Here is a 26789-nt window from a genome sequence, read left to right as displayed (position 1 = left end):
TCGATAGTTATTTTTTGATGTTTAAGTACTCCAATATTTCATCATAAATACCCGATTCATTGGCATAAAGCGCATAATTACGGGCTGTGACGAACCATTCTTTTGTGGAGGGTTTGATTTTTTTACTTGCTTTCAACAAGTCCTGAGTCGTAATCGGTGAAGGGCTACCCAACTTCATAGCCTCTTTGATTTTTTCTTCTACGGCCCAATCTATCACAGCTTTGATATCTGCTCCGGAAAAATCTTTCATCTGTTTGGCAACCTTGTCAAAATCCACTTTTTCGACCGGCTTCTTCTCCAGACAAACCCGGGTAATCGCTTTTCTGCTTTCCGGATCAGGAGGCGACACAAAGATAATCCGGTCAAACCTCCCCGGTCTTCGAAAGGCAGGGTCCAAATGCCAGGGCGCATTGGTAGCTCCCATAATCAACAAGCCATCGTTGCCGCCATGAATGCCATCCAATTCGGACAAAAACTGGTTGATAATATTCCGTCCGGCCGAAGTCCTGAGATCAGAGCGGTTTGCCCCCAAGGCATCTACCTCGTCAAAAAACAACACACAAGGAGACAAGGTCCGGGCTTTTTCAAACAATTGGTGTAAATTCCGTTCACTGTTCCCGATATACATATCCAGAATATCATTGATTCCGACAGAAATAAACTCAGAATCAATCTCTCCTGCAGTCGCTTTTGCCAAATGTGTTTTGCCACAACCCGGAGGGCCATAGAGCAAAATCCCTCCCCCTACTTTCTTTCCGTAAGCTTCGTACAGGTCGGCATGTTGTAAGGGATGAATAATTTTGATACGGATTTCCTCCTTTTCTTTTTCCATACCTCCCACCTCTGCAAAGGTTACTTTGTCTTTGGACTTGGGTTGTATGGAAGCCTCTACTTGTTGGGCAAAATCATCTTCAACCGGTAAAGATTCCATTCCTTTGAGGGTGAGTTCCCGGTCCAGTTGTTCGTCCTGTATTTCAGAGTCAAGCTCTTTGGCTTTTTGATAAAAACCGGTTGCTTTGAGCAAATCCTTTTCCAGTAAATACGCTTTCGCCAACAGTACATATACTTCAGCCGAAGGATGGGTATCGATGATTTCTTCTAATATGATAATGGCTGTACCCGTTTCCGATTTGCCCAGGTAGCAGGTAGCCAGGTGGAGCTTTCCCTGTAGGTGTTGAGGGTTTTTACTTAACAGTGTCAGACATTCGGAAAGAGCGTCCTCATAAGATTGATGGTTGATTAAAGCCTGAATTAAAATAAGCCTTAAGTAGTCGTTATCCGGAGAGAGAGCTAAAGCCTCACGTAATTTGCTGATATCGTCTGGTTTCATAAAAAAATATCAAAAAAATAAGTACCACCATCAAATATAGATAAAAGCCAGGGAGATCTTTGAGCAAATAGGAATTGAGTGAAAAGACCGGGGAATGAATATGACACATTCACTACCTAAGTTTATAAAAAATAACGGTGCCTGAGCATTCAGGCACCGTATTTCAGATTCAGGTTTATGAGTAAATATGGTTTCTTATAAAATCATCCCGGTGTTGACAATGAAGTGAATTAAACTTTTTCTTTTTCCTAAAAAACATTTCAAAAACGCCTCCTCTGTGTTCCTTTTTTCAACAATAGCTTTGGCTATTCTCTTCAAAAAGTGCCTTGATGAGCCGATTTGGATTCCATCTTCGGTCAAAAACGATACGTGTAAACCACTTCAATCTGTATTTATTCGCAATCACGCTTTTTCAAATACAAAATTCAATACCAGAATTACATATTAAACGCTTGACGGATCACTATTCCAATATCCCGAAGAAATAGGTATCTGCATTTCCTTCGGGATACATTCCTGCCAGAAAACTTCCTGCCCGCGGATAGGCTACCAGTTGCATCCCGAACATATTGCCTCCTATATAATCCAATAAAGGTTTGACCCCTGAAGCAATAAAGTTGGCATTGCTATCCATGGATTTCAGGGTAAAAGTCATTTTCCCTTGTTCATCTACCGATTTCACATATTTGTAATTGGAATAATATACCGTTCCCGAAGGCACATGCATACGAATGGTAAAGGTTACCACATCACTTTGATCAAAGGTGAGGGTAAAATAATCCATGATGATTCCCAAACCTCCCACCGTGGACAAACCGGCCGCAGACTGGTTGTAAATATCCAGAAAAGCATCAGGCAAGCCGTTTAACCGGGCCGGGTCAACAGTAACGGAAGTATACTCCCGGCCAATTGATTGATAAAGCGGAGGATTTGCATCCACAATTACCGGAGAGGGTGAATAAGCAAAATTGATCCGTGTACCACCCGCCATTACATAATACTCTTCCGCATCCGCATCCCAAATGATTTCGCGAAAGCTTGTACCGTTCAACTTTACTTCCTCCCATAAAAAAATCCCGGTAGCCGAATAAGAAAAGGGCACACTGAGAATATTCAGTTTTCCTTCTTCGCCCGTAATGATCAATGAAAACACTTTAGCCACTTCATTAATGGCAAGAGGGAGAGAAGTTTCCCCTTGTTCCAAATAGGGGTAAGGATACGCTTCGTTGTAGGTCAACGTATGTGCCATCATTTGCTTAATCCGGCCGTTTTGATAAGCCTGTTTTTCTTGTTCGGTCGCTTTGATCATAAAACTTTCCGAGCCTCGTAAAAGCCCTTCCATAAACACCGTATCCCCTTCCACTCTGGTAATCGCAAATTCATGATCGGAAACCAAGCCTTTACCATTGGTTCCTCCGTTCACACTGCCTTTCGGGTCAGCCGGTAAATGTACGTAAGAGTACACCGGGAAACTCAATGTAGGGCGTTGCAATCCCTTAAGTTGCCAGATACTTTCCTGTATATCCGTGGCCGTACCGTTGTTAAAATCCGACAACATTGCTACTTCATTCCCTTCTTTAAAATCGAAATAGTAAAAGAGGCCTGTATTGGTTCCGGTTTTAACCATGGCTTTCCACCCGTGAGGCGCGCCTTCCAAAAGTGTCTGGTATTCGGTGAGCTGAACATTCAGGCGTTGGTCCGCTTCTTGGGAAAAATCAGGTTCGTAGTTATTCTCACAAGCTGTAAACAGCCACAACCCTGTGATTCCCAAAGCTATATGATTCAGTATTTGTTTCATTTACATTGTTTTTTCATCCAAAATTCATAAAGTCAAATGCCTGACAGCATTTAATTTAGTTGTGAAGATTACCGAAGAAATATGCCTCGGGGTTTCCTTCCGGAAAGAAGCCTGGATACTGGGCACAAGGATTGTTAGCCGGATGATACCATTCCACCACAAAAGCGTTGTTTTCCAAATGATCCGTCAGAGCTTTTACCATCCCACTGATAAAGTTACCGTTGCCATTACTTCCCTGATAAACAAATGTCAGCTTCCCATTTTCATCCGTTTCAGGTTTATAGGCAAACAAAGCATTATAAACGGTTCCCCCGCTGTCCTTAATCGGCAAGTGTAAAAGAATCTGGTTCTCAGAATCATAAATCAGCTCCATATATACCAAGTCCAGCCCGGTATCATTTTTCAAATTCTCTTTGGCTTCGTTATACATCGCTAAAAAGGCATCTGGCAAACCGTTGACTAGCTCAGGAGACAACCTGACGGTGGAATATGCTTTGTCACTTCCCCATTGGTCGAGCAGAGTATACGGAGGAGCCAACTGATCCATAGAGGCTTGTACTTCCGTTTGCAAATCCTCAAAATCAATATTGTAGGTCTCTTTCAAATAATTGATCACGATTTGCTCCTTTTTCCGGATATTCTCCACCGCTTTATTGGTCGCTTCTTCATCTACTTCTCCATCACTGCCTCTCACTTGGATAGCGCTTAAAATATTCTCATACCCACAGTGCCCTTCTACCAACATGGTCGAAAGCATTTCTACAAAATCTTCGTCCGGAGAAGCCATAGCGTAATTGGTAATAAAACCCATTCTACGGGCTTCAGCATCGGAAAACTCGTCCCAATCCGAAGAAGAATAATCCCCAGGGGTAATCAATTTGAATTCACTGGGATAGAGAATATTCTGATGCAGAATATGCGCAAACTCATGATGTACGGTATGCATCACGTGCTTAATATGTTCCCGGCTACCCAGGTCAAAATCATTGACTACATAAAGCACAACTTTCCTCCCCCCTTCTGCCGTCCCCAAGGTGATGGTTCCGCCCGGATTGTATTTGGCACTTCCCAATAGTACAAATTGCTTAGGGCTATACGAATTGAAAAAGCCAGCTCCGGCTATTTTCATATAGGGAGCAATCCATGCCTCCTTTACTAAAGTCATTACTTCCGTCACCTTTTCGGGTTTGGGAGGCACCAACGTATAATCCACATCGGTTTCAGAGGCGTCCCATCGGTACTTTACTTCAATATTATACGGAGAGGTAAAGTTCTCATACAACCAATTATCCAGTTCGGTTTTCGGAAGGCTCTCTCCAAAATTCAGTTGATCAAGATTCAATTCGTCATTGTAGGGGTCTTCACATGATGCCCAAATCAACATCAATGAGCCCAACAACAACATAAACTTTTTATTTATCATGACTAAATAGGTTTAGATCAATAAGGATAAAATTCAAAGGCCTAGCGAGGATTGGGCTCCAAACCTCCCAGCGTGATGGACTCCGGAGGAATTTGCAATACCCTTCGAGGATCTCCAGGATTGAGCTCGTAAACTTCCCCGCTGTTTGTCCGGTGTACCACCGGCAAACGGTAGCGTAAAATATCGAACCAACGCAAGCCTTCGTGCAAAAACTCCGCTCTGCGCATATCCAGGATGGCCGCGATCAACGCTTCTTCCGTATCGCCCGTTTCATAAAAATCTCTGACCTTATTTTCATTCAAATCATGATGTTGAGGCTGATAATTACTCATCCGCTTGCTGGCGAAAATATTCAAATCAGCCAACGCTTCTTCGTAGCGACCCAGTTTGGCATAAGCTTCAGCCCGGTTAAACAGCATCTCTTCGGAAGAGAGCAGCGGTACAATCGTATATGGCAATCCGGTATTGGAATTGGTATTGGTCACGACAAAATGCTCTTCAAACTTCAACACGAAATACGTTCCTAAGGATGAATACAGATACACTTTATAATCATAACCTCCTCCCATCACATTGTCAGACCCAACGATTTCTTGTTGCTTCGCATTATCCGTGGCAAATTGATACCTGCCATAGCTTCGCGCCCAAAGGGAAGAAGTCTCACAAAGCAAAAGGTTGGCTTTTTCATTGGAACTGGTGTAATGCAAACCTAATTCATCAGCAGTCAGGTCCTGATATTCTCCGTTCCATTCGCGTATATACTCTTTGATCGCATCGTTCGGGAAAGCCTGATTAGCATGCTCAATCACTTTTTCATAGGCCTGTTTGAAAAGGTAAAAGCGTGTAGCAAAAGCATGAGCTGCTTTTTTATTAAAATGGAAAGCAATGGATTGATACGCATTGTCATTGATCAAAGGAATACCTTCCTCCAAGTCTTTTTCGATCATTTCGTACACATACGCCACCGTTTTGCGCTCATAGGTTTTTAAGGACTCTTTTTCCGGTTCGGTGACGTAAGGTATACCGGGATCGGCAGCGGCCGTAGCCGGATTGTACATATTTGCAAACAAGCTCACCAGCATGAAATGCGAATACGCTCTGGCTACCAATGCTTCTCCTTTCTGCGCTTGGTACTCAGTAGGGTCACCTGCCTTTTCTATGGCTTCCAGGGCATGATTGGCAGCCGCAATTGCCTGATAGCAGGATTTCCAATAATATTCCGGAGAATCTTGTGCGGTAGAGGCCACATCTTTCCAAAAATACGCATCTGCATTCCGGTCATCTTTTATGGCCGAATTGGTGTTTTGCGTCACATTATCACTCATGGCTTCACAAAAGGTGATGTAATTGCCCTCCGGATATGCCGAAACTAACAGCGCTGCAATCTTCTCTCCGGTGTCCAGAGAGGTGCGGTTGTCTGGAACCTGCGATAAAAAATCATCACAGCCACTGAGCAAAGCACAACTAAGCAGCAGGAGTAAACTATATTTTTTCATCAAATTCATATGCTTTATTTGAATGATTCGGTAGAGGCGTTTTATTTATTCCCGATAAATACCGTATTGTTCCTCTACTTGAAATTCTATTTATATAAATACACTAGAAACTTACTTTTACCGAAGCGGTAATTTGCTTGGCAATAGGCAATGCCACTCCACCAGCCCCAAAAAATTCGGGATCCTGTCCGTACAGCTTTTTATCCGCATAGATCAACCAAAGGTTTGTACCCACCAGGCTGAAAGAGGCACTTTGGAAATTTGCTCCTAACAGAGATTTGACAGGCAATTGATAGGTCAGTGATACACTCTTTAAGCGGATAAAAGAACCGTCAGCTACCCGGGCTGTAGAATAATTGTAATTGTTATAAGGATAAGAAGAATTCAGTTTGGATAACTCTACTTCATCCAGGATGGAAGGCACTTGGGTTCTGGTTTCGTCTCCAGGCAATGTCCAACGATCGAGGAACTCCCGCGGCATCGCATCCAGGTCAGAATATCTCGCCCTGAAAGTAGGGTCCAACCTTACTTTATTTCCTGTCTGATAGGTAACAAAGGCATTCAGCGTGAAATTTTTATAGGTAAATGTATTGGACCATCCCCCTGTAATAGGCGGATCTACCGGCCCTTCGTACACCAGATAGTCTAAGCCTTCGCTTTGCAAATAAATATCTTCGCTGAGTTCACCTTCTTCGTTGATAAACAAAGGCATTCCGTTTTCAGGCGAAAGCCCCTGAAAGTTCAAAGAGAATAAACCTCGCACCGGATAACCTTCTAATGCGCCACCTTCGGGGAACACCAGGTTGTAGATCCGTGGAGAGTTTTTCAAATGAGTGATTTCATTTTTGTTATAACTGAAGATAAAGTTTGAGTTCCACTTCAGGTTGCCTGTAGTAAGGATCTTGGCTCCCAACGAAAGGTCCACCCCATGCGATTTCATATCGGCATAGTTGATGGCTTTGATCCCCTCACCACCGATACCCGAAGTCCTGATCCAGCTGATCAAGTCAAAGTGGTCTCTGGTATAATAATCTACCGTCAGGTTTAAACGGTCGAACACTCCTATATTCAGTCCGATGTTGGCTTCGTATTGTTTCTCCCAGGTAAGATCGCTGTTTTCCAGGTTTTCGATTTCGATCTGAGATTCGATATCGCCAATAATGGGTCGTCTGGTGGTACCGTTCGCATACACAACGGAAGAGTTGGTAGCATTTCCGGTATTGGCAGTCAAACCATACCCTACCCGTAAGGTCAGGAAATCGATACCTTCCCAGTTTTGCATAAAGTCTTCTGCATCAACGTTCCAAGCCACACTGGCATTCCAAGTGGGCAACCAACGGGCATTCCTTGATTCTCCCAAGCGGTTTGAACCGTCCCAACGGGTAGTGGCATTCAACACATACTTGCCTTTGTAAGAGTAGGTAGCAGCCGTATAGAAACTGGCATAACGGTCGTAAGAATTGCCCACCCCGAAGTAAGCATTGTTTTGCTCAATCAGTTGTTTGATGATATGGTAATCGGTAAAGGCCACTCCCCCTTGTTCAAATTGATAGCCATAGCCTTTGTTAAAGGCATTTTGCCGATCGATCTGACGGATCTCCTGTCCTGCTACCAGGTTGATATTATGAATCTTCTTAAACGTTGCATTCCAACTCAACTGGTTTTTGAAATAGTAACTGACCATTTGGTCTTCGGTGCGGTTATAAAACCCACCGGAAGGCAAGACGACAATCGGAGGCAAATTGGGAAAGTCCGGGTCATTATACAGGAAGTTGTTGCCCTCCCGGACGGTTTCGGAGCTGGCTGCCCGGTACGCTTCGGCCATGTTTGACCCCTCTTTCACTTTGTGCTCAGTAGTCGTTTTCACATAGCGAATAGCCCCTAAGAAATCGTATTTCAACCCCTTGGCAATTTGATATCCCAATTCTCCTTGTAGCTTCAGGTCCAATTGGTTCAAATCAATAGAGTTTTTATTCACTTCATTGATAATGTTAAAAGGAGCATAGTTGCGTCTGAAATACTCCAACTCCCCGTTTTCATCATAAGCCGTCAACACGCGACTGGTATTCAAGGCATAGCTAAAGGGATTGATGTCAAAATTCCTGTCATAACTTCCTTCTACCGCATTGGTAGAGCGTGAAATCGTACCCGGAGCACCTTGATTACGAATGGCTCCACTGGTAGCCAAACCAATGTTAAACCTATCCGAAAGCTTAAAATTCCCCCGGGCATTGACCGTGTAACGATCCACATTGTCCGCAATACTCCAACCATTGTCGTTATAATAACTGGTGGAAAAGTACATTTGAGAAGCTTCTGTTCCCGTAGAAACACTCAACGAATGTTCTTGTATAAAGGAATTGCGAAACAGGAGGTCAAACCAATCGGTATTGGCTCCGGCATAGCGCCTCAGAAAGCGGGCCCGGGCTTCAGGAGTATTTTCCAATCCGAAATTATCCTTATCACTGTCATACGCTTCATTGATCAGATCGTACATTTTGGCAAATACTCCCCCATTGGCCTGCCTGGACACATCCGAATGATTCAACAGACCTTTGCGCTCCATTTCCAAATATACCGACATCTGGTCTGCCGAATTGAGAATGTTATAATCGTTATAACTCGGCTTGAGGTAAGTAGAATAATTTCCCGTATAAGTAATTACGGGTTTGCCTATACGACCTCTTTTAGTGGTAATCACAATCACCCCGTCTTTTGCACGGGCACCGTACAAAGCCGTAGCCGAAGCATCTTTCAGGATGTTAATACTGGCAATATCATCCGCATTCAAACCGGCCACGGAAGAGCCTATCAAGGTGCTGGGATCACCGGAAGTAAGCTGGTCCGTAGAGACGTTGACCACGTCTTCCAGTACCACTCCATCCACGACCCAGAGCGGCTTGTTATCTCCGGTAATCGAAGTTGCTCCCCGTACACGGACTTTGGGGGCTGCGCCAAATGTACCCGATACATTTTGTACGGATACGCCGGCTGCCCGGCCTTGTAACATCCGGCTTACGTCAATGGAGCCCTCGGTTTTAATCTCCTCGGCATCCAATTTCACTACCGACCCGGTAAACAACCTCTTATCTACATTTTGATATCCGGTAGAGATGACGGTTACCTCATTGAGCGTCTGTACATTTTCTTCCAAAGTGATTTCCAATTGGGTTTTATTGGTCACCGGAACGGTAGCCGTCACAAATCCAATAAAAGAAAAGATCAAAGAATCGCCTTTAGCCGCTTCAATTTCAAACTTTCCTTCTACATTGGTGATCGTCCCTTTGCTGGTTCCTTTGACAAATACATTGACACCCGGAAGTGGTTGTTTATCGGAACCGGAGATGACTCGCCCTGATATTTTCAACACTTCAATCACTTCCTTTGGCGCAATTACCACCAAATTCTCCTCCAGAATTTTATATGTCAATCCGGTGCCGTTCAACACTTTATCCATCACAACTTGAAAGGATGCCGTATTGGATTTCAAGGACACTTTTTTATTAAGTGCAGTGAAGGCATCGTTATAAAAAAAGGAGTAAGCACTTTCCTTCTCAATGGTACGGAGAGCATCCCTTAGGGTAAGGTTTTTAATCTTTACACTAATCTCCTGGGAAAAAGCCGTGTCGGCTAAGGTTACATCAACAGTAATAATGAGCAATAAAAGCCATATTTTCATGATTAATGCAATTTTCATAAATACCGAGCAAGCTTGTACTTGATCGTATTTGTGTTTTTTCATAGTTTTAAGGGGGGTTTTGGTTTAGACAAATAGAATCCCTGACTATGTCCGGAAAATGGGCATAGTGAAACCTGTAACCAGGCCTTACGGACCCGTAAATGTGGCGGCATTTACGGTCCTTTTTTGTTTTATGGAATTTGAAAATTAACTGGGATAGAAAGCGTAGAGTCTCTTCATATTTATAACAGTTTAGATCATTATGATAATATTGCTCCTGAAAAGAGGTAGTGGTAAAAGAAGTATCGTAGTATTGTCCACCCTTGAACCCTCTTGACTATTGCATTTTTTGGTATTTCGATTTCTCTTGTTGATTCAATTCGAGAGATACGGATTTTTCATGAATCGTAAACTCTACCGGAGAAGTAAGTGCCAAGGCCTTGAGAACCTGTTCCAAGCTTAGTTGCTTGATATTTCCAGTATAGCGATACGATTTCAATTCTTCACTCTCAAACGAAATTTCTATATCATACAGCCTTTCCATACGTTTAGCCAACTCTTCCAATGATTCTCCTTGAATGGTCAGCCATCCTTCACGCCAGGCCGTTTCAATATGGGTATCTACATTTTTGATCAATTCCGGTGCTTTGGTCACAGACAAAGGTATTGACTTTGCCGGCGGATCATTTTCCTTATCCCCAGAAAGACTATCCGCTACTTGTTTGCTTTTCTGCAACACCACTTTTTCATTGGGCTTGAGGAGAATGTCCTTATGCCGGGTTCCCGGAATTTTGGGTTGTACCTTTAAAGAACCCCTCACCAAGGTGGTGATGATGTTGGAGTCTTCCGGGTAAGCCCGCACATTAAATGCCGTCCCCAACACTGCGATATCATATTGGTCAATATGTACCGTAAAAGGGACCTTGTCTTTTTCCACATCAAAAAATGCTTCCCCTTCTAAATAGATATCCCGGTTATCAACATTAAAACGGTCATCAAATGTGATCTTACTCTTTGCATTCAGCCATACTTTAGAGCCATCCGGTAAGTTGACCATTGATTTGGAACCCATGGGCGCTTCCACCACCAGCAAAGAGGATTCGCTGTGTTGTGTATTGGTTAAGAGGGTAATGTCCGTCTGCCAAAACAATACGGTTGCCAACAGAAGCAACAGCACCGCCGCAGCTATTTTCACCCAGGGCAATAAAGGTCTTTTGCCCTTAGGAAAGTTTTGTTCTTTTTGTAAACGCTTCACCAGGAGTTCCCAATCATTCTGTGTATTCACTTCTTGATAAGGAAGTTGATCCAGTTTTCTCCAATGCTGCGATAGCCGCTCAAAGTCCGTTTTAAAGGCTTCATCATTTGCCAAACAGCCTTCCCATTCCACTTGTTCTTTGGAACTGAGTTGATCTGTTAGCAATTTTGCGGCAAGATACCACCTTCTGTCCTGGTGTGAGTTTGGTTTTTCCATAGTGACATTCAAAGCATAAGACATCAAAATGCCTTACTACCCCTAAAAAAGATTGTAGTTTTTTTCTTTTTTTTAAAAAAGGCTCTTTTACACTCTCCTACAAAGAGAAAACAATCGAAAAAAACGCCCCCTTTCAACATATGACACAAAAAATACCCCAGTAGGTTTATGGGTTGTCATTTTATAAAAGACGTGTACTAAACTTAATAAACCGATAACACACAAAAGAGCAATACACAAATCAGCACCTGCCGTAGACGTTTTAAAGCGATGGTCATTTGCCCTTCAATGGTTTTGACGGATAAGTCCATTTTCTCTGCAATTTCCCGGTTACTCAACTGTTCGAAACGGCTGAGCTCAAAAATTTCACGGCATTTTGCGGGCAGGTTTTCGATGGCCCGGATAAGCAGCTCTTCCTGTTCGGCAAGCATCATCCGGTGCAAACTATCCTCCTGATGGGCTACCAGTTCAGGCATATTCACTACGTGATGATATTTTGAGTTTGCTTTCAAGCGACTCAGACAGGCATTGTACACACCACGGTACAGGTATGCTTTCAAAGAAAGGTTAATATTTAATTGAGCATGTTTTTCCCAAAGCCGGGCAAAGAAGTCTTGTGAGAGTTCCCGGGCTTCTTCCATATCTTGAAGATACTTATAGGCAAAAAGTGTCAAGGGGCGATAGTATTGATCAAAGATCATTTTAAACCCTTTGGGGTCTCCTTGATTTAGTAATTTAGATAGTTTTTGGTCTGTGTACTCTTTCAATTTCTGGCGTATTTAGCTTAGTTTTCCATTACATATAGGGTATTGATTGCTTGTATGTGATTCCTGGTATTCGGATAATCAAAACCCAAAATAAACAATTTTAAGGAATGTGTACTTGCTAAGCCGCCAGAATTCAATATGATAGGAAGAAGTCTTTCAGGAAATACAGATGGGAATTTGGTAAAATAAGCAGGGAGCTATTCGTCAAATAGCAAGAATGTCTTTCATATTCTTAGTTGTCAACATTTCCTCTAATTCACGTTGGATGATCACTGATCATTCCCCTTACCTCTTGGGTGAAACTCGTGAACCACCTGTTGCAAATAACTCATATCCAGGTGAGTGTAAATTTCAGTAGTGGTAATAGATTCATGCCCGAGCATTTCCTGAATCGCCCTCAAATCGGCACCACCCTCTACTAAGTGGGTAGCAAAAGAATGCCGGAACGTATGCGGACTGATATTTTTATTCAAGCCAATGGCTTTGGCCAAATTTTTCACAATCGTAAAAATCATCACGCGGGTGAGTTGAGCCCCCCTTCTATTCAAAAACACAAAATCTTCATGGCCCTTTTTGACTTTCATTTTGTTTCGATACTCCGTGATATACAATTGTGTATATTTCATGGCATCTTTCCCAATGGGTACAAAGCGTTCTTTTCTCCCTTTTCCCAGAATTTTGATAAATCCCAGATCAAAATACAGGTTATTCAATTTCAAATTGAGCAGTTCGGATACCCGCAACCCCGAACTGTAAAGGACTTCGATGATGGCCCGGTTCCGGGTTCCCTCCGGCTTGGCCATATCAATGACGCTCAATAGCTCTTCTATTTCATGAAACTCCAAGGTATCCGGCAACTTCCGGGTGAGCTTTGGCGAGGAAATCAAGGCCGTAGGATCGGTATCCTGATAATCTGTCTGGATCAGAAATTTATAAAATGCCTTTACGCCGGACAAAATACGGGCTTGGGTATAGGAAGATACATTCAACTCGGTAAGGTATTTTAAAAACCCTTCGATATGACTGCTTTCCACGGTTTCGGGACTCAAAGAAAACTCCTGTAACTCAAAAAACTCCACCAACTTAGTCAAATCTCTGACATACGCCTCTACTGTGTTGCCCGTCAACGATCTTTCCAGTTTTAAGTAATTTTTAAATTCTTCACGGGCTACATGCCAATCCATAAGCTTATTGCAAGATTGAAGGTTGAAGATTGAAGGCATGAAGGTATGAGCATTTCTTACCCTGCTACATATACCTTGACCTACTCTTTTTGTTTTCTATATTTTTTGCCTGCTTGTACGGTCAGTAGCAACAAAGCCAGAAAAGAGGTAATGGCTCCCGACCAAAAAGAATATTTCAACATTTCCACGGCTCCTCCATACAACCAACCGCTAAATACCGCACCGACACCAATTCCTGTTTCCAAAGCAATATACATGGTAGAAATGGCTTTTCCCCGGTGTTGCTCATGGCTAAGATCTATCGTCCAGGCAATGATGGTAGGATTATTCATTCCCACACCCAAGCCAAACAACACAGCTCCGGTTAACAGTCCCGTCTTGGTTTCGGCCATTCCCAGAAACACCATTGCGATGACCAGCACAAGCAAAGCTACAATGATGACCGGCACTCTTCCATAGCGGTCAGACGTTTTTCCGGCAAGGATTCGAACCATCAAAGAAGCCAAGGTATAATACGTATAAAAAATCCCTTTGTTTTCCAATCCAATATGCTTGCTAAAGTCAGGGATCAAGGTAAGTACAATTCCAAGCGGGAAAATACTCAACATTAAAATCACCGAGGGCAACCATACTCTGGGCTCTATCACTTCTTTACTGTTTACGCTCAACATTTTCCATTGAAAAGGCTTGGGATTGGGCAAGGTTTCTTTCATACCGGCCAACACAATCACAGATAAGATTGCAGCAGCAGCCGAGATATAAAACATGCTGTCCAAAGAGAATTCCGTTGCAACCCAACTTCCTAAAGCCGGCCCTGAAGCCATTCCAATATTCCCACAGAATCCCAAAATTCCCATCGCTTCCCCTCTACGATTAGCCGGCACCAAGTCTGCTACATATGCCGAGGTACCTGTAGGTTTAAATCCTGTGGAAAACCCATGCATCAATCGTAACAGAAGAAACCCGGAAACACTCACTAAAAAGGGATACAACACCCCACAAATACAACATACTACCGCTCCCAATATCATCACGGGAATGCGCCCCCAATGATCGGCAAGTTTACCACTAAACGGCCGGGAAACCCCTGCGGTCAATGTAAACAAACCGATAATCAAACCGATATATTCCTCCCCTCCCATACTACTCAAATAGTCGGGCAATTCGGGAATAATTAAATTAAAACTGAGAAAAAATAGGAAAGAGCTCAGGCACAAAAAAACAAATTGTAGCCCGTATATACGCGCTGTAGCCGGTTTATCTTGGGTTATTGTCTTTTTCTGGGTTTGCATCAGGTTGCAAATATCCGAAAAGATTGGGATTAAATCTTGAAACCGGAAACATTTTCAATGAGCGCTAAACAAGAAAAGTTGGTATCAAAATTCATAAATTGAGAACCGGTCCAACCCTACAAATAGGATCAATCCTTATTCCTGGGGGATGAAATTTTCACCTTTACACAGGATTTAAAAAATAAAAAAGCAGTTGTATTTTCACACAACTGCTTTTTGAGAAGCTCCCCCACTTGGACTCGAACCAAGGACCTACTGATTAACAGTCAGCCGCTCTAACCAACTGAGCTATGGAGGAGTGTAATTGTTTAATTACGGATGCAAAACTATATCGGGAACCTCATTCCTGCAAGTCTTTTTTGAAAAAAAATCTATTTTTTTTTTCGCCTTTAAAATTGAAAATAAATAAAAGGCTGAATCTCAGAAGATTTCATTTGAAACAAAAATATGGCAATGCATATCAACATAAAGGCTTTCACATAATCCGGAGTGCGGGCAAAGGCATTAGAGACGTTCAACTTGACCGAAGAAGGGGTCCAATGCAGGGCATACCCTATCAACATTACGATAAAAATATTGCTATATGCCTTCAACACTTCGTTGATTAGTTCATAATGGAAGTTGGTTGAAATTTGCAACAGCATTTGATAAACGGCATCCATGGAATTGGCCCGGAAGAAGATCCAACAGAAACAGACAAAATGAAAGGTAATAAACCCGGCTACCAATTTGGTGGCAAAGTTTTCCTTGACTTTATTTTTAAAGAAGCTACTCCATAGTTTATGGAATGCCAGTGCCAAGCCGTGTAAACCGCCCCAAATGACAAATCGCATATGGGCTCCATGCCATAAACCGCCTAACAACATGGTGATTAATAAGTTGACATAAGTCCGGCTGTTTCCTTTCCGGTTACCCCCCAATGGGATATACAAGTAGTCACGCAGCCAGCTGGACAGTGAAATATGCCATCTCCGCCAAAAATCCGTGATACTCGTAGACTGATAAGGTGAATTAAAGTTGAGCGGTAAGCGAAACCCTAATAACAGAGCCACACCGATGGCGATATCGGTATATCCCGAAAAGTCACAGTAAATTTGAATGGCATAGCCATATACAGCCATCAGGTTTTCAAAACCGGAATAGCTCGTAGGGCTTTCGAAGACGCGGTCTACGAAATTGACAGAGATATAATCTGAAATCAAGATTTTTTTAACCAAGCCATTCACAATTAAGAAAAATGCCCTACTGAATTCCTCCTGACTCAAATGGTATTTTTTATAAATCTGAGGAACAAAATCTGCAGCCCTGACGATAGGTCCCGCTACTAACTGCGGAAAGAAACTGACGTAAAAAGCAAAATCAATAATGCTTTTGACAGGTTTCACATGCCCTCTGTAGATATCAATGGAATAACTAATTGTTTGAAAAGTAAAAAAAGAAATCCCCACAGGAAGGAAAATGTGAGCAACTTCCAAATGCGTTCCAAACAGTCCGTTGGCCAATTGCGCCAGCAAATTATTGGCTTGCAGGTTGGTTTGGAAGATTTGATTGAAAGTATCTGTAAAAAAGTAGGTGTATTTAAAATAGCTCAGCACCCCCAGGTTGATTACGACACTCAAGGTAACATAGCGTTTTTTCTTCTTTATATCCTGGGTTTTGTAGATGGCATCACCCAAGTAATAATCCACCAGCGTGGAGAATAGTAACAGTGTAAAATAGAACCCACTGGAGAGATAATAAAAATACAAACTGAAAAGCAACAAGATCAGATTCCGGTAATAGACCTTCTTGTATACCAGTTGATAAAGCAAAACAATCGCCCCGAAAAACACCCAAAATTTGGCCTGTGTAAATAATAAAGGACTATTTTCAGAATATATAAAATGATCCAACATGAGGAGAGTAAAAAAATTAATTCTTGTTCATTTGCCGGCTTATAATGCCTTACACCCACTTACGTTTCTTCCGGGTAAGATTTGCTCAAACAATTTGCTTGGTTCCTATCCCTTTCGATTTTCTTTCAAATCAAATTTTTGTCCAAAGCTTCGTATTTTCGAGACAGATCCTCCACTTTTGTAAAAACACCTACAAACTTAACCCATTGGAAACTAAGTTAAAGCACTATCCTATGAAAAAATGTTGTGAAACCGGTGATTGCAAGCCAAGTAAGGTTAAAAAGCTTTTTAACACGTTTGTCTATTTTTTAGTAGGCACTTTATGTATTATTTTGCTAATCGAAGTTTTTTCCAAATAAATAGATAAACAACTAAAATTAAGAGAATTTATGAAACGCATGAACTTGAGCTTACTTCAATGGATATGTGCAATGAGTATCGCCTTATTTGCATTGAGCGGATGTGGATCAAAAGAACAAGGTGGCGAACATGCTCACCACGGCCACGATCATGGACATGAGCATGAACACACAGCTACCGACACAAAACCCGAGGAGACAACTACTGAAGTAACAGCTGAGAACCAGACAGATAAAATCTTATCAGCTTACTATGCCCTTAAAAATGCATTGGTAGCCACCGATGCAAACGAGGCAAAAACTGCGGCCGGCAAATTGGCTGAAGTAAGCGAAGGGGAGGTTAAAACTACAGCCGAAGCCATTGCCAACAACGATGATGTAGAGGTTCAGAGAGCAAGCTTTCAAGAACTTACGCAAAAAGTATACGATTTGGTAAAAGCCTCTTCCGATAATTCCAATGAGGTGTACAAGCAATTTTGCCCTATGGCTTTTGACAATACCGGTGCATTTTGGTTGAGTGCTGAAGAGGAGATCAAAAACCCTTATTTCGGAGATAAAATGCTGAAATGTGGAAAAGTGGATGAAACGATTGCTAAAAACTAAGCATCCTATCCGTAAAAAAATAAAAGCCACTTTGAGCCTTGATGGCTGGAAGTGGCTTTTTTATGGATAAAAAACCATAGCTCAAAAGATTTATTGCAGCAAGTGCTCGATTTTCTTCTTCAAAATTCATCAAGTTTTATATGAGAACTTACTGTTTCAAGCGGTTTAAGGCCCATTGTTCATGAATAAACATGGATTCATAAACGGTGTTATGAATGGATTGGCGAACACGGTTGCGGTTCAACTTCTGGTTTCCCACAAAGGGATAGACCCTGTTAGAAAGGAACACATACACTAATTCATATTCCGGATCAACCCACACACATGTTCCGGTGAAGCCTGTATGTCCGAATGTGGCATCTGTTGAATAGTCTGAAGTGAGTCCCCCTTCCCCTAAAGAAGGTTTATCCCAGCCAATGGCTCTCCGGTTGTCATAGCGTTTGTAAGGTTGTGTATTGTATTTGGCAAGTACCGAAGGTAATAAGTAGAACTCTCCTCCATAATACCCCTCCTGCAAGTTCATCTGCATCAAAATTGCCAAATCATGTGCGTTACTAAAGAGCCCGGCATGTCCTCCTACCCCTCCTTTCAAGGCCGCTCCCGGATCATGCACATACCCTTGAATCAAACTATGGCGAAGCTCCGTATCCATTTCGGTAGGCACAATGCGTTCCAAAGAAAACTGTTTCAAAGGCATATAGGTAGTGGTTTTCAGGCCCAGTGGTTTGTAAAATTTTTCTCTCACCAATTCATCCAAAGGCCAACCGGTTACTCTTTCTACAATATTTTGCATAATGTAAAAAGCCACATCACTATACCAATAGCGATACATGCCATAGCTATTTTTTTTTCTACGGGTAAGGGATGATTCCAACGTCCAATGCCAGATAGAATCGTTAATGCTATTTACGGCATATAAACCCGGAGAAATTTCCAGATTAAAACTATCCGAACGGGTCTGAGAGATAAATTCCGGTTTCAAGCCTTGCTTGTTGCGCACATGATTCCAAAATGGGATAAATGATTTCAGGCCTGCCTGATGTGTCAGCAAATCCCGCATCAGCATATCGCCTTTATTGGTAGAATCCGCTTCCGGCAAAAACTCTTTCAAAGTTTCCTCCAAGTTAAACTGCCTCTTACCATCCAGGTACATTAATGCTTGTAAGGTAGAAGCCACTTTGGTAACAGAAGCCACATCGTAAATAGACTCAAAGGTAACAGGTTGCTTTTTCTCATAGGTATAATACCCAAATGCTTTTTCATAAACGATTTTACCGCTTTTGGCCACCACTATCTGACACCCGGGAGTTGCTTCATCAGCAATCGCTGCTTCGGCCAAGCTGTCGATTCTCCCTAAAATAAAACTGGATAAACCTACTCCCTCCGGAATTTCGTATCCCATACGCCCCAGGCTGGTAATCTTGAACCCGGTTCCTACAGGCAAACCCGGTGACGCCGTCACCGGTAATTTCCCATGTGATGTAACAGCGCCAAATAACACTTGTGGCACAACTTTTTGCATCAAAGGATCATTCTCATAAGCACATACCAGATACTCGCTGCTTTCAAGGTATTGCAAGCTGTAAGGATTGCCAAATGCTACCACGACTACTTTGGTTTCCTTTTGCAACTTTTGGATAAAGCGCACGGCATTGTTGCTGATCCCATAGTGGTATTTTTTCCGGTTATTCATTCCATGAAAACTCACCACTACAATTCCCTTGTCTTTTACCTTTTTATACACTTGATCAAACTCTGCCGCAGAAGCAGCTTTGTTAGCTACCCGGTGATGTTCAAACGGGGCATATTTGCTCAAATACTCTTGAAATGTATTTTGCTTACTGGTCCCAATGGCTACTGAGGCATAATCCAGGCTGTCTACCTTAAAGAAAGGGATCAGCATTTTTTTATTTTTAACTACGGTGATTGCTTGCTCATACAGCTTGGACTTAACGGCTACACCGGCCGGGTGATTCACATCCTCATAAACATGTTGGGTTTCTACAGGTTTATATGTATTCAGTCCTACAAAATATTTTGCTGCCAGGATTCTTTTAATACTGCGTTCCAGGGTTTCCTCCGTAAAAGTACTGTCTTTGACAATGGCATCTTTGATTAACTTAAACCCTTCTGACACACTGTTTGACATCAACAACATATCATTACCTGCCAACAAGGCCATCAGATCCACCTCTGCGGAAGAGCGATACTTTGCGACTCCCTTCATACCCAAGCCATCAGTGACAATCAAGCCGTTAAAGTGGAGCTTTTCCCGTAACAAATCCGTGACTACGGCTTTTGAAAGGGAAGTAGCCACATTTTCAGCACTATCCAATGCCGGAATATGCAGATGCCCCACCATCACACTCATTAAACTATCCGCGATCAATTGCCTGAAGGGATACATTTCTATATCATCCAGACGGTTATAAGAATGGTTAATAACGGGGAGAGCGTGGTGAGAGTCGGTATCCGTATCGCCATGTCCGGGAAAATGCTTCGCATTGGCAATCACACCATGATGTTGCATACCCTTCATATAGGCAATTCCTTTCCGGGCTACATTTTCTTTATTTTCTCCAAAAGAACGATATCCGATGACGGGATTATTCGGATTATTGTTGACGTCTATCACCGGGGCAAAATTCATATGAGCGCCCACTCTTTTCAACTGTCTTGCCACTTCCCGGCCCATGTCATATACATAACGATCATCCGAAATTGCTCCTAAGGTCATTTGTTTCGGAAAACTGATCACAGAATCCAAACGCATGCCTAATCCCCATTCGGCATCCATTGCTACTAACAAAGGGATCTTAGCAATCTCCTGCAGGCGATTGCCCAAGATTGCCTGCCGTGCCGGGCCTCCCTGCATAAAAATCACTCCACCCACATGATATTTTTCAATCAACTTCTCCATGGAAGAATTGTACTGTTCGTTTTTATTGGAATACACCGGTACCATAAACAATTGTCCGATTTTTTCGTCCAAACTCATGGTAAGGTAGATACTATCCACCCATGCTTCCTGCTTTTTTAGATATGCGTCATGTTGTTTTTGAGAAGCCTTGGTTTTTTCAGAAGATTTTTTCTCCGTATCAGTAGCTTCTCCTTTGGAACATGCTAATAGTAAGCTCATCAACATGAGCAAAAAGGCAGCTTTCATCATGGGGTATCCAGGCGATTGTTCCACAGTACAGTTTTCTTCTCTCGACATTGTGATAAACGTTAATCTTGTTCTACTTTGAAGAAATAGCAAAAAACACTAAATAATTAAGATTTAATCTCTTAGCAATCAAAATATGAAACCCTCTTTACAGGTATTTCACTATCCCCCTCTTGCTGTTGGGAATAACATTTAAAAATTTTGATTCAATCCGTTTACTAAAAAATAAATCCACAAAAAATGTTAATCCTACTCCGGCAGTTTCTTCCTACTGAAGGAATTCGGCAATCATAAGTATTCTGTAAAAGCATCAACCCGAAAGGTACACTTGCAGAAAAGATGTCAGTGGTAAACTACCGGCAATAATCAACTGGATTTTGAGTATTTCCGATGAAAACAGGCAAAAGTTTGGCCATTTTCCCGGAAGTATAAATTGAACCGGATATAAAATTAATCAATCTTGTTCTCTATTTTTACAAATCTTCAGGATAATTCCTAGTATTGAACTAATCAGGAAAGGGCTTCAGTTATTTTAGTAGCTGATATTCAGATTTTAAGACGTTTATATATGAAAATTTCATTTTTTAAAAGGTATAAATACAAGCAGTTTCACTACGAGCCTCGGTACTATGATCCGGTAAAAGAAGAGCTGGAAAGCAGGATTTCCATGATCAAACGGGAGATCGAAAAACCGAGCACAAACAATGGAGAACATTACGACTCCGAACTGTTGCGTCAACGCTTCCGCAGCACTTTTCGCAGGCAGCATAACACGTCTAAAAATGCCTCCATGCTGCGAATCGTCATTGTATTTGTCTTGTTAACTTTAGCCTACTTGTTGTTAAAATAAAGAGTTGCTGAAAAATAGACCGGCAACTATTTTATTCTGAATAAGCCTTCGTACAAGCACCTCTCCGCAAGGTCTGCTTTATTTTTTGAAGCATTCCTTAACTTTGTCTAACTTTATCCCACTTCTCCGCTCCAAATATTCATCCATACCATGAATATTTGACAAAAGCATGGAAGTACGTTCATATGTTTTCCTCTATAGAGATGGACAGGAACTTAATTTGCAGCTTTTACTTCTCTATTGATAGAGATTTTTTATGCCGGTTGGCACATTTCTTTTTCAATAATTTCATGAAAAAACGGTGAACAAACCTATGAACAGGTCACTACAATCTTCTACTTTCATCTAAATGTTCAGATAAATATATGAGTCCGATAGCCATACCTGAAAACAAGATATTGAGTCAAAAGCAAACTCAACAAAAGGTCAAGCGAATTGCTTATGAAATTTATGAACAAAACTTTGAAGAAAGTTCTTTGGTAATTGCCGGCATTTGGCAAACGGGCTATAATCTGGCACAATTAATTGCCCAAGAGCTGGAAAACATTTCACCACTGAAGGTGCAACTGGTCAAAATCCAATTGGACAAAAATGCAAACACCCAACCCGAGGTATCGTTGGATATTGCATTGGAAAATATCCGACAACATGCTGTAATTGTAGTCGATGATGTATTGAACACCGGTAAAACCTTAGCACACAGCCTGCGGCCATTTTTCAACTTGCCTTTACCTAAGTTACAAGTAGCTGTACTGGTAGACCGCAGTCATCGAAAATTTCCCGTATCGGCCGATTATGTGGGCTATGAACTCTCCACAACGATTAACGAACATGTGGAAGTCCGGTTGACAGAAGAAGATTTCGCTGTCTACCTATATTAAATACCGGAATGGGCAGGTGAAAAAACAGACCCGTCTCCTATAGCATATATATGCATTATTTTCATTCGCCATCCGGCCCATTTGTATAAGGTCCTCGAAGAACTAAAACCATGGCTAAAAAAGTTAAAACACTATTTTTCTGTCAATCATGTGGGTATGAATCCGCCAAGTGGCAAGGAAAATGCCCTTCTTGTAACGCTTGGAACAGCTTTGTAGAAGAAGTAGTCCAAAAAGAGAACAAGAAAGAATGGCAAGAATCTACAGGAAGTTCCGGCAAAACAAACAGCCCCCAACCTATTTCCAAAATTACCATTCGGGAAGAACACCGCATTCCGATTTCCGATGGCGAACTAAAACGCGTGTTGGGAGGAGGAATCATGCCTGGTTCGGTGGTACTGATCGGTGGTGAGCCCGGCATAGGAAAATCAACGTTGATGTTACAAATCGCCCTTTCGCTCCAAAATTTGCAGGTCCTGTACGTTTCCGGTGAGGAAAGTGCCCAGCAAATCAAGATGCGGGCCGAAAGGCTGCCTTTCGATTCCGAGCAATGCTTTATTCTGACCGAAACCGGCACGCAAAATATTTTCCAACAGGTAAAACAACTCAAGCCGGAGATTCTGGTCATCGATTCCATCCAAACCCTCACCTCTTCCTATGTGGATTCGGCTGCCGGAAGTATTTCACAGATTAAAGAATGTACTTCCGAACTAATCCGGTTTGCCAAAGAAACCAATACTCCGGTGTTTCTGATAGGGCATATTACCAAAGATGGCAACCTGGCAGGCCCCAAAATCCTGGAACATATGGTGGATACCGTTTTGCAATTTGAAGGAGACCGGCATACCAGCTACCGTATTCTGCGAACTACTAAAAACCGCTTTGGCTCTACCTCTGAATTAGGGATTTATGAAATGCTTGGGCATGGCCTCCGGGAGGTAAGCAACCCTTCGGAAATACTGCTTTCACAACGAGAAGACGAACTAAACGGCATTGCGGTAGGTGCAACTCTGGAAGGCAACCGCCCCTTACTTATTGAAATCCAATCGCTGGTCAGCCCCTCCGTATACGGTAACCCTCAGCGGACATGCACGGGGTTTGATATAAAGCGCTTGAACATGTTGTTGGCGGTATTGGAAAAGCGAGGAGGGTATAAAGTCAACTTTACCGATGTATTTCTCAATATTACAGGAGGCTTAAAAGTGGAAGATCCGGCCATTGATTTAGCAGTATGCGCTTCGATCATCTCTTCACTACAGGACGTGGCCATCAGTAATGACATTTGCCTGACCGGAGAAGTAGGGCTGGGAGGAGAGATACGGGCCGTCAACCGGATCGAAAACCGCATTATGGAAGCGGAAAAACTGGGCTTTAAAGTGATTTATATTTCCAAATTCAACCTTAAAGGTTTGAACCAAGACAAATTCAAAATAAAAATTCACGGAGTAAGTAAACTGGATCAGGTTTTCAGTAGTTTATCTTTATGAAGAGCACCTTCTGATTGATGCTTTTTAAATAATTAAGTATCTTCCAATCAAGGAATAAGAAGGGTGCTAATATTCACATTCATCATCTCTCACCATGGCCATTCTAAATACTATGCTATTTGCTATGATATACTTGGTGATAATAGGCTTTTTGCTCTCACAGACAATTGCCAAACCAAGAAATAACCGGGATAACAATGACGGAGACCAAGGAGGTGACGGAGGTTGGGACAACAGTGATGATGTCCCCCCTTTGGACTTACCACCGGGCGTTTACATTCTTCCTCCCGATGTGGAGGACCCCTCCAAATCACCTATAGAAGACGACGCATTGGCCTGACTTATACCTTCCCCTATTTACCGAAGGCTAACCTCTACCACTTCATCATCCTCCCTGAAATTTATCTTTGCTTCTTCAAAAGCAGGGGGGCCGAATTTTCCCTGTGCACCGTTCGAAAACCCATAAGGCTCTTTGGGAATCCCCAAAAAGTTCTTATCCAACTTTCCATTGTTATTGATATCGTGAATGGCGCTCACTGCATATGTACCCTTAGGCAAATACTCAAACTCCACGACTACAGTTCCTGTTTGAGTAACTTTTTTCACTTTTCCGATCGAATAGTCTTTCAGAAAACTTTCCGAACTTAAAAACAAAGCCACCTTCACCGAACCTTGTGGCTGTTGAATATTCTTCACGACTATTTTGAGTAGTGGCGGATTTGTATTTACTTTAAACCCTCCGAATAAAAGCAAGAAGAAAAATACCAGTTTTTGCATAAACATTTTAGATTTTCTTTCTGAAGTTTGTCTGTCTGTTGTAAGATACAATCTTCACCTATTTAAAAAACTACTAGCATCGCATTATGTTTATGCAATACATCATATTTCCATTGACGGTATACATTTTGAGTATAAACCCATACTTGTCAGGACATTGTTCCTTCTTATCCTCTTAGGCATGAGGAGGAATTGATGTAGTTATCGTTGATTGGTGATCATTGCCTAACGTTAACATGTTCAACTAAATAACCAATAGTATTCTCTTAGTCATGAAAAAGTATGTCATATGGGGTTTATCCCTTGGACTTGCAGGTATTCTCCTTTATGGAGTGTTTGTTTGGTTTATACAACCCTCTGATAGTTTTCAACCCCTTTATTTGATACCGGAAGATGCTGTATTTGTCATTGAAACCAACGAACCCATCAATAATTGGGAAAAAATCAGTAGCAGCAAAGCCTGGCAACATTTGAAACGGAATGATTACTTTGCCGAACTTACCGAAAGCGTAGATGGCCTGGATTCGTTGATTCAGGAAAACGCCACAGTATTCTCCATGTTAGGGTCAAGGTCTGTGTGGATCTCAGCACATATGTACCGGAATGATGCATATGATTTTTTATATGTGGTAGACCTCCAAAAAGCCTCAAAACTCAAACTTCTCAAAAATTACATCAGTACTTTTCTGGGAAGCGACTTTAAAGTAACCCAACGGGAATATCACGGACAGGAACTTACCGAAATTACTGACAAAGCTACCAACGAAACGCTATTTCTGACTTTTATAGACAATTTATTGGTACTCTCCTATACTCATTCATTAGTAGAAGCATCAATTAATCAGTTGAAAGAGCCTCAACTTGGCCGGGATTTACAATTTCTGGATGTATATAAGGAAGTTTCAGGAAAAGATATGTTCCGCTTTTACATTAGCTACCCTTACCTGAAAGACTATATGAGCTTATACACTGAAGGTTCGGAAGAGTATTTGGAAAGTATTAGCCAGCAATTGAAATTTTCCGGATTGTCTTTTGATTTAAAAGATGATCATATCTTAAAAATGGAGGGAGCTACCAACCTCAACGATAGTTTAGACACCTATTTGTTGGCCATGTTGCAATCGGGCACTGGCAAAACCAACGCTGTAGAAGTCGCCCCTATACGCACAGCATTTTATATGGGACTCAGCTTTGACAATTTTGAAGACTTTTATGAAAAATTTCAACAAATTGCTCAACATAGTGTCGAAGATTATGAAGAGTATCAAAAAAATATCGAGAAAGTTGAACGCTTTTTAGATATCAACCTTAAGGAACATTTTATCAGTTGGATCGATAATGAAATTGCGTTTATACAGACCCAGCCCTCCGGCTTGGGAAAAGACAATGAATTTGCCGTAGTATTACAAGCACATAATGGTGACGAAGCCAAAGAAAACCTTGATTTTGTCGCTGAAAAAATCCGGAAGAAAACCCCCGTCAAATTCAAAGCAGTCAAATACAAAGGGCATGATATTAACTTTATCTCTGTCAAAGGTTTTTTCCGCTTGATATTGGGTAAGTTTTTTGAAAAACTGGAAAAGCCTTACTACACCATTATCGACTCCTATGTAATCTTTAGTAATCATCCACAAACCCTCAGAGGCATTATTGACGATTATACCGAAAAAAACACCTTGGCAGAGTCTAAACAATTCAATGACTTTTATGATGAATTCAATGACGACTCCAATGTATTTCTGTATGTACAAACGCCTGTTCTGCATCCCAACCTGAAAAGCCTGGTCAGTAATGAAACCTGGACTTCCCTGAAAAAGAATAGGGATTATATTGTCTGCTTTTCGGATATTGGTTTTCAGCTTACTGGTAGAGGACGGTATTTTGAAACCAGGATCAACTCTTCTTATTCTGACCTTGATGCGATATTGCAACAAGAAAAAGAAGCTACATTACGACTGGCAAATAAAAAACATGAGCCTATTATATTAGTCCAATTAGGTGATACCTCTGTAGAGGCCAACGATGCATTTTCAATGATTGCCCCAGAACAAATCGAAGAAGAAGAATTGATTCCGATTGAGGAAATCAGCCTGGATGACCTGGATGCCCGTAAACACAAAGAATTCCATGAAGACGGTACGCTTAAAGTAGAAGTACCGATCAAAGATGGCATGAAAAACGGAACCTACCGGGAATACTACTCCAATGGGGAGCTGAAAATAAAAGGAAAGTTTAAAAACGACCAACGCACCGGGCTTTGGAAAATGTACAACGAAGAAGGAAAGACCATAGAAAAGCAGCGATATTGAATCCATATTCTTAAAATACCAAAAG

General features: G+C 41.8%; 18 protein-coding genes and 1 tRNA gene. 6 read left to right on the top strand and 13 right to left on the bottom strand.

The window, feature by feature from the left end; genetic code table 11:
* Window positions 1-7: 7 nt before the first annotated feature.
* From AAG747_RS20685 to AAG747_RS20635, 11 genes are all read right to left on the bottom strand, one after another.
* The gene (locus AAG747_RS20685) at window positions 8-1330 is read right to left on the bottom strand and encodes an AAA family ATPase (RefSeq protein ID WP_346823130.1); all 1323 of its coding nucleotides are present in this window, start codon (window positions 1328-1330) and stop codon (window positions 8-10) included.
* A 463-nt stretch (window positions 1331-1793) separates the two neighbouring features.
* Window positions 1794-3128 carry a DUF4302 domain-containing protein gene (locus AAG747_RS20680; protein ID WP_346823129.1) on the bottom strand — a complete coding sequence of 445 codons (1335 nt, stop codon included), beginning with the start codon at window positions 3126-3128 and terminating at the stop codon, window positions 1794-1796.
* A 55-nt stretch (window positions 3129-3183) separates the two neighbouring features.
* Window positions 3184-4551: a zinc-binding metallopeptidase gene (locus tag AAG747_RS20675; protein ID WP_346823128.1), complete on the bottom strand. Its 1368-nt coding sequence runs from the start codon at window positions 4549-4551 to the stop codon at window positions 3184-3186.
* A gap of 41 nt (window positions 4552-4592) precedes the next feature.
* Entirely contained in the window at window positions 4593-6047 is a 1455-nt protein-coding gene (locus AAG747_RS20670; protein WP_346823127.1) for a RagB/SusD family nutrient uptake outer membrane protein, read from the bottom strand.
* A gap of 103 nt (window positions 6048-6150) precedes the next feature.
* The gene (locus tag AAG747_RS20665; RefSeq protein ID WP_346823126.1) at window positions 6151-9789 is read right to left on the bottom strand and encodes a SusC/RagA family TonB-linked outer membrane protein; all 3639 of its coding nucleotides are present in this window, start codon (window positions 9787-9789) and stop codon (window positions 6151-6153) included.
* Window positions 9790-10063: 274 nt separating this feature from the next.
* Window positions 10064-11197 carry a FecR family protein gene (locus AAG747_RS20660; RefSeq protein ID WP_346823125.1) on the bottom strand — a complete coding sequence of 378 codons (1134 nt, stop codon included), beginning with the start codon at window positions 11195-11197 and terminating at the stop codon, window positions 10064-10066.
* 203 nt (window positions 11198-11400) lie between these two features.
* Complete coding sequence (locus AAG747_RS20655; protein WP_346823124.1) at window positions 11401-11964, bottom strand: RNA polymerase sigma-70 factor; 564 nt, start codon at window positions 11962-11964, stop codon at window positions 11401-11403.
* A 269-nt stretch (window positions 11965-12233) separates the two neighbouring features.
* Window positions 12234-13148, bottom strand: a complete 915-nt coding sequence (xerD, locus tag AAG747_RS20650; protein ID WP_346823123.1) for a site-specific tyrosine recombinase XerD — start codon at window positions 13146-13148, stop codon at window positions 12234-12236.
* Window positions 13149-13228: 80 nt separating this feature from the next.
* Entirely contained in the window at window positions 13229-14440 is a 1212-nt protein-coding gene (locus AAG747_RS20645) for an MFS transporter (protein ID WP_346823122.1), read from the bottom strand.
* A 224-nt stretch (window positions 14441-14664) separates the two neighbouring features.
* Window positions 14665-14738: transfer RNA gene (locus AAG747_RS20640), tRNA-Asn, on the bottom strand.
* Between the two features lie 91 nt (window positions 14739-14829).
* Window positions 14830-16335, bottom strand: coding sequence for an MBOAT family O-acyltransferase (locus AAG747_RS20635; RefSeq protein ID WP_346823121.1), 1506 nt, complete (start codon window positions 16333-16335; stop codon window positions 14830-14832).
* Window positions 16336-16724: 389 nt separating this feature from the next.
* Here AAG747_RS20635 and AAG747_RS20630 point away from each other — a divergent pair, with 389 nt between their 5' ends.
* Window positions 16725-17297, top strand: coding sequence for a DUF3347 domain-containing protein (locus AAG747_RS20630; protein ID WP_346823120.1), 573 nt, complete (start codon window positions 16725-16727; stop codon window positions 17295-17297).
* Between the two features lie 148 nt (window positions 17298-17445).
* Here the strand turns inward: AAG747_RS20630 and AAG747_RS20625 are convergent, their stop codons facing one another.
* Complete coding sequence (locus tag AAG747_RS20625; protein ID WP_346823119.1) at window positions 17446-20514, bottom strand: serine hydrolase domain-containing protein; 3069 nt, start codon at window positions 20512-20514, stop codon at window positions 17446-17448.
* Window positions 20515-21031: 517 nt separating this feature from the next.
* Here AAG747_RS20625 and AAG747_RS20620 point away from each other — a divergent pair.
* The 4 genes from AAG747_RS20620 to AAG747_RS20605 all read left to right on the top strand — a co-directional run bounded on the left by AAG747_RS20620 (window position 21032) and on the right by AAG747_RS20605 (window position 24018).
* Window positions 21032-21313, top strand: coding sequence for a hypothetical protein (locus tag AAG747_RS20620; protein ID WP_346823118.1), 282 nt, complete (start codon window positions 21032-21034; stop codon window positions 21311-21313).
* Between the two features lie 365 nt (window positions 21314-21678).
* Entirely contained in the window at window positions 21679-22194 is a 516-nt protein-coding gene (locus AAG747_RS20615) for a phosphoribosyltransferase family protein (protein WP_346823117.1), read from the top strand.
* 110 nt (window positions 22195-22304) lie between these two features.
* Window positions 22305-23678, top strand: coding sequence for a DNA repair protein RadA (gene radA / locus AAG747_RS20610; protein WP_346823116.1), 1374 nt, complete (start codon window positions 22305-22307; stop codon window positions 23676-23678).
* 94 nt (window positions 23679-23772) lie between these two features.
* The gene (locus AAG747_RS20605; RefSeq protein WP_346823115.1) at window positions 23773-24018 is read left to right on the top strand and encodes a hypothetical protein; all 246 of its coding nucleotides are present in this window, start codon (window positions 23773-23775) and stop codon (window positions 24016-24018) included.
* 17 nt (window positions 24019-24035) lie between these two features.
* Here AAG747_RS20605 and AAG747_RS20600 read toward each other — a convergent pair whose 3' ends face one another.
* Window positions 24036-24455, bottom strand: a complete 420-nt coding sequence (locus tag AAG747_RS20600) for a DUF2141 domain-containing protein (protein ID WP_346823114.1) — start codon at window positions 24453-24455, stop codon at window positions 24036-24038.
* Between the two features lie 272 nt (window positions 24456-24727).
* Here AAG747_RS20600 and AAG747_RS20595 point away from each other — a divergent pair, with 272 nt between their 5' ends.
* Window positions 24728-26764 carry a DUF3352 domain-containing protein gene (locus AAG747_RS20595; protein WP_346823113.1) on the top strand — a complete coding sequence of 679 codons (2037 nt, stop codon included), beginning with the start codon at window positions 24728-24730 and terminating at the stop codon, window positions 26762-26764.
* Window positions 26765-26789: the final 25 nt, after the last annotated feature.

This window comes from Rapidithrix thailandica, from assembly GCF_039710355.1.
Lineage (GTDB): Bacteria > Bacteroidota > Bacteroidia > Cytophagales > Flammeovirgaceae > Rapidithrix > Rapidithrix thailandica.
Note: the sequence above shows the minus strand (reverse complement) of the source record. Positions and strands in the feature narration are given on the sequence as shown.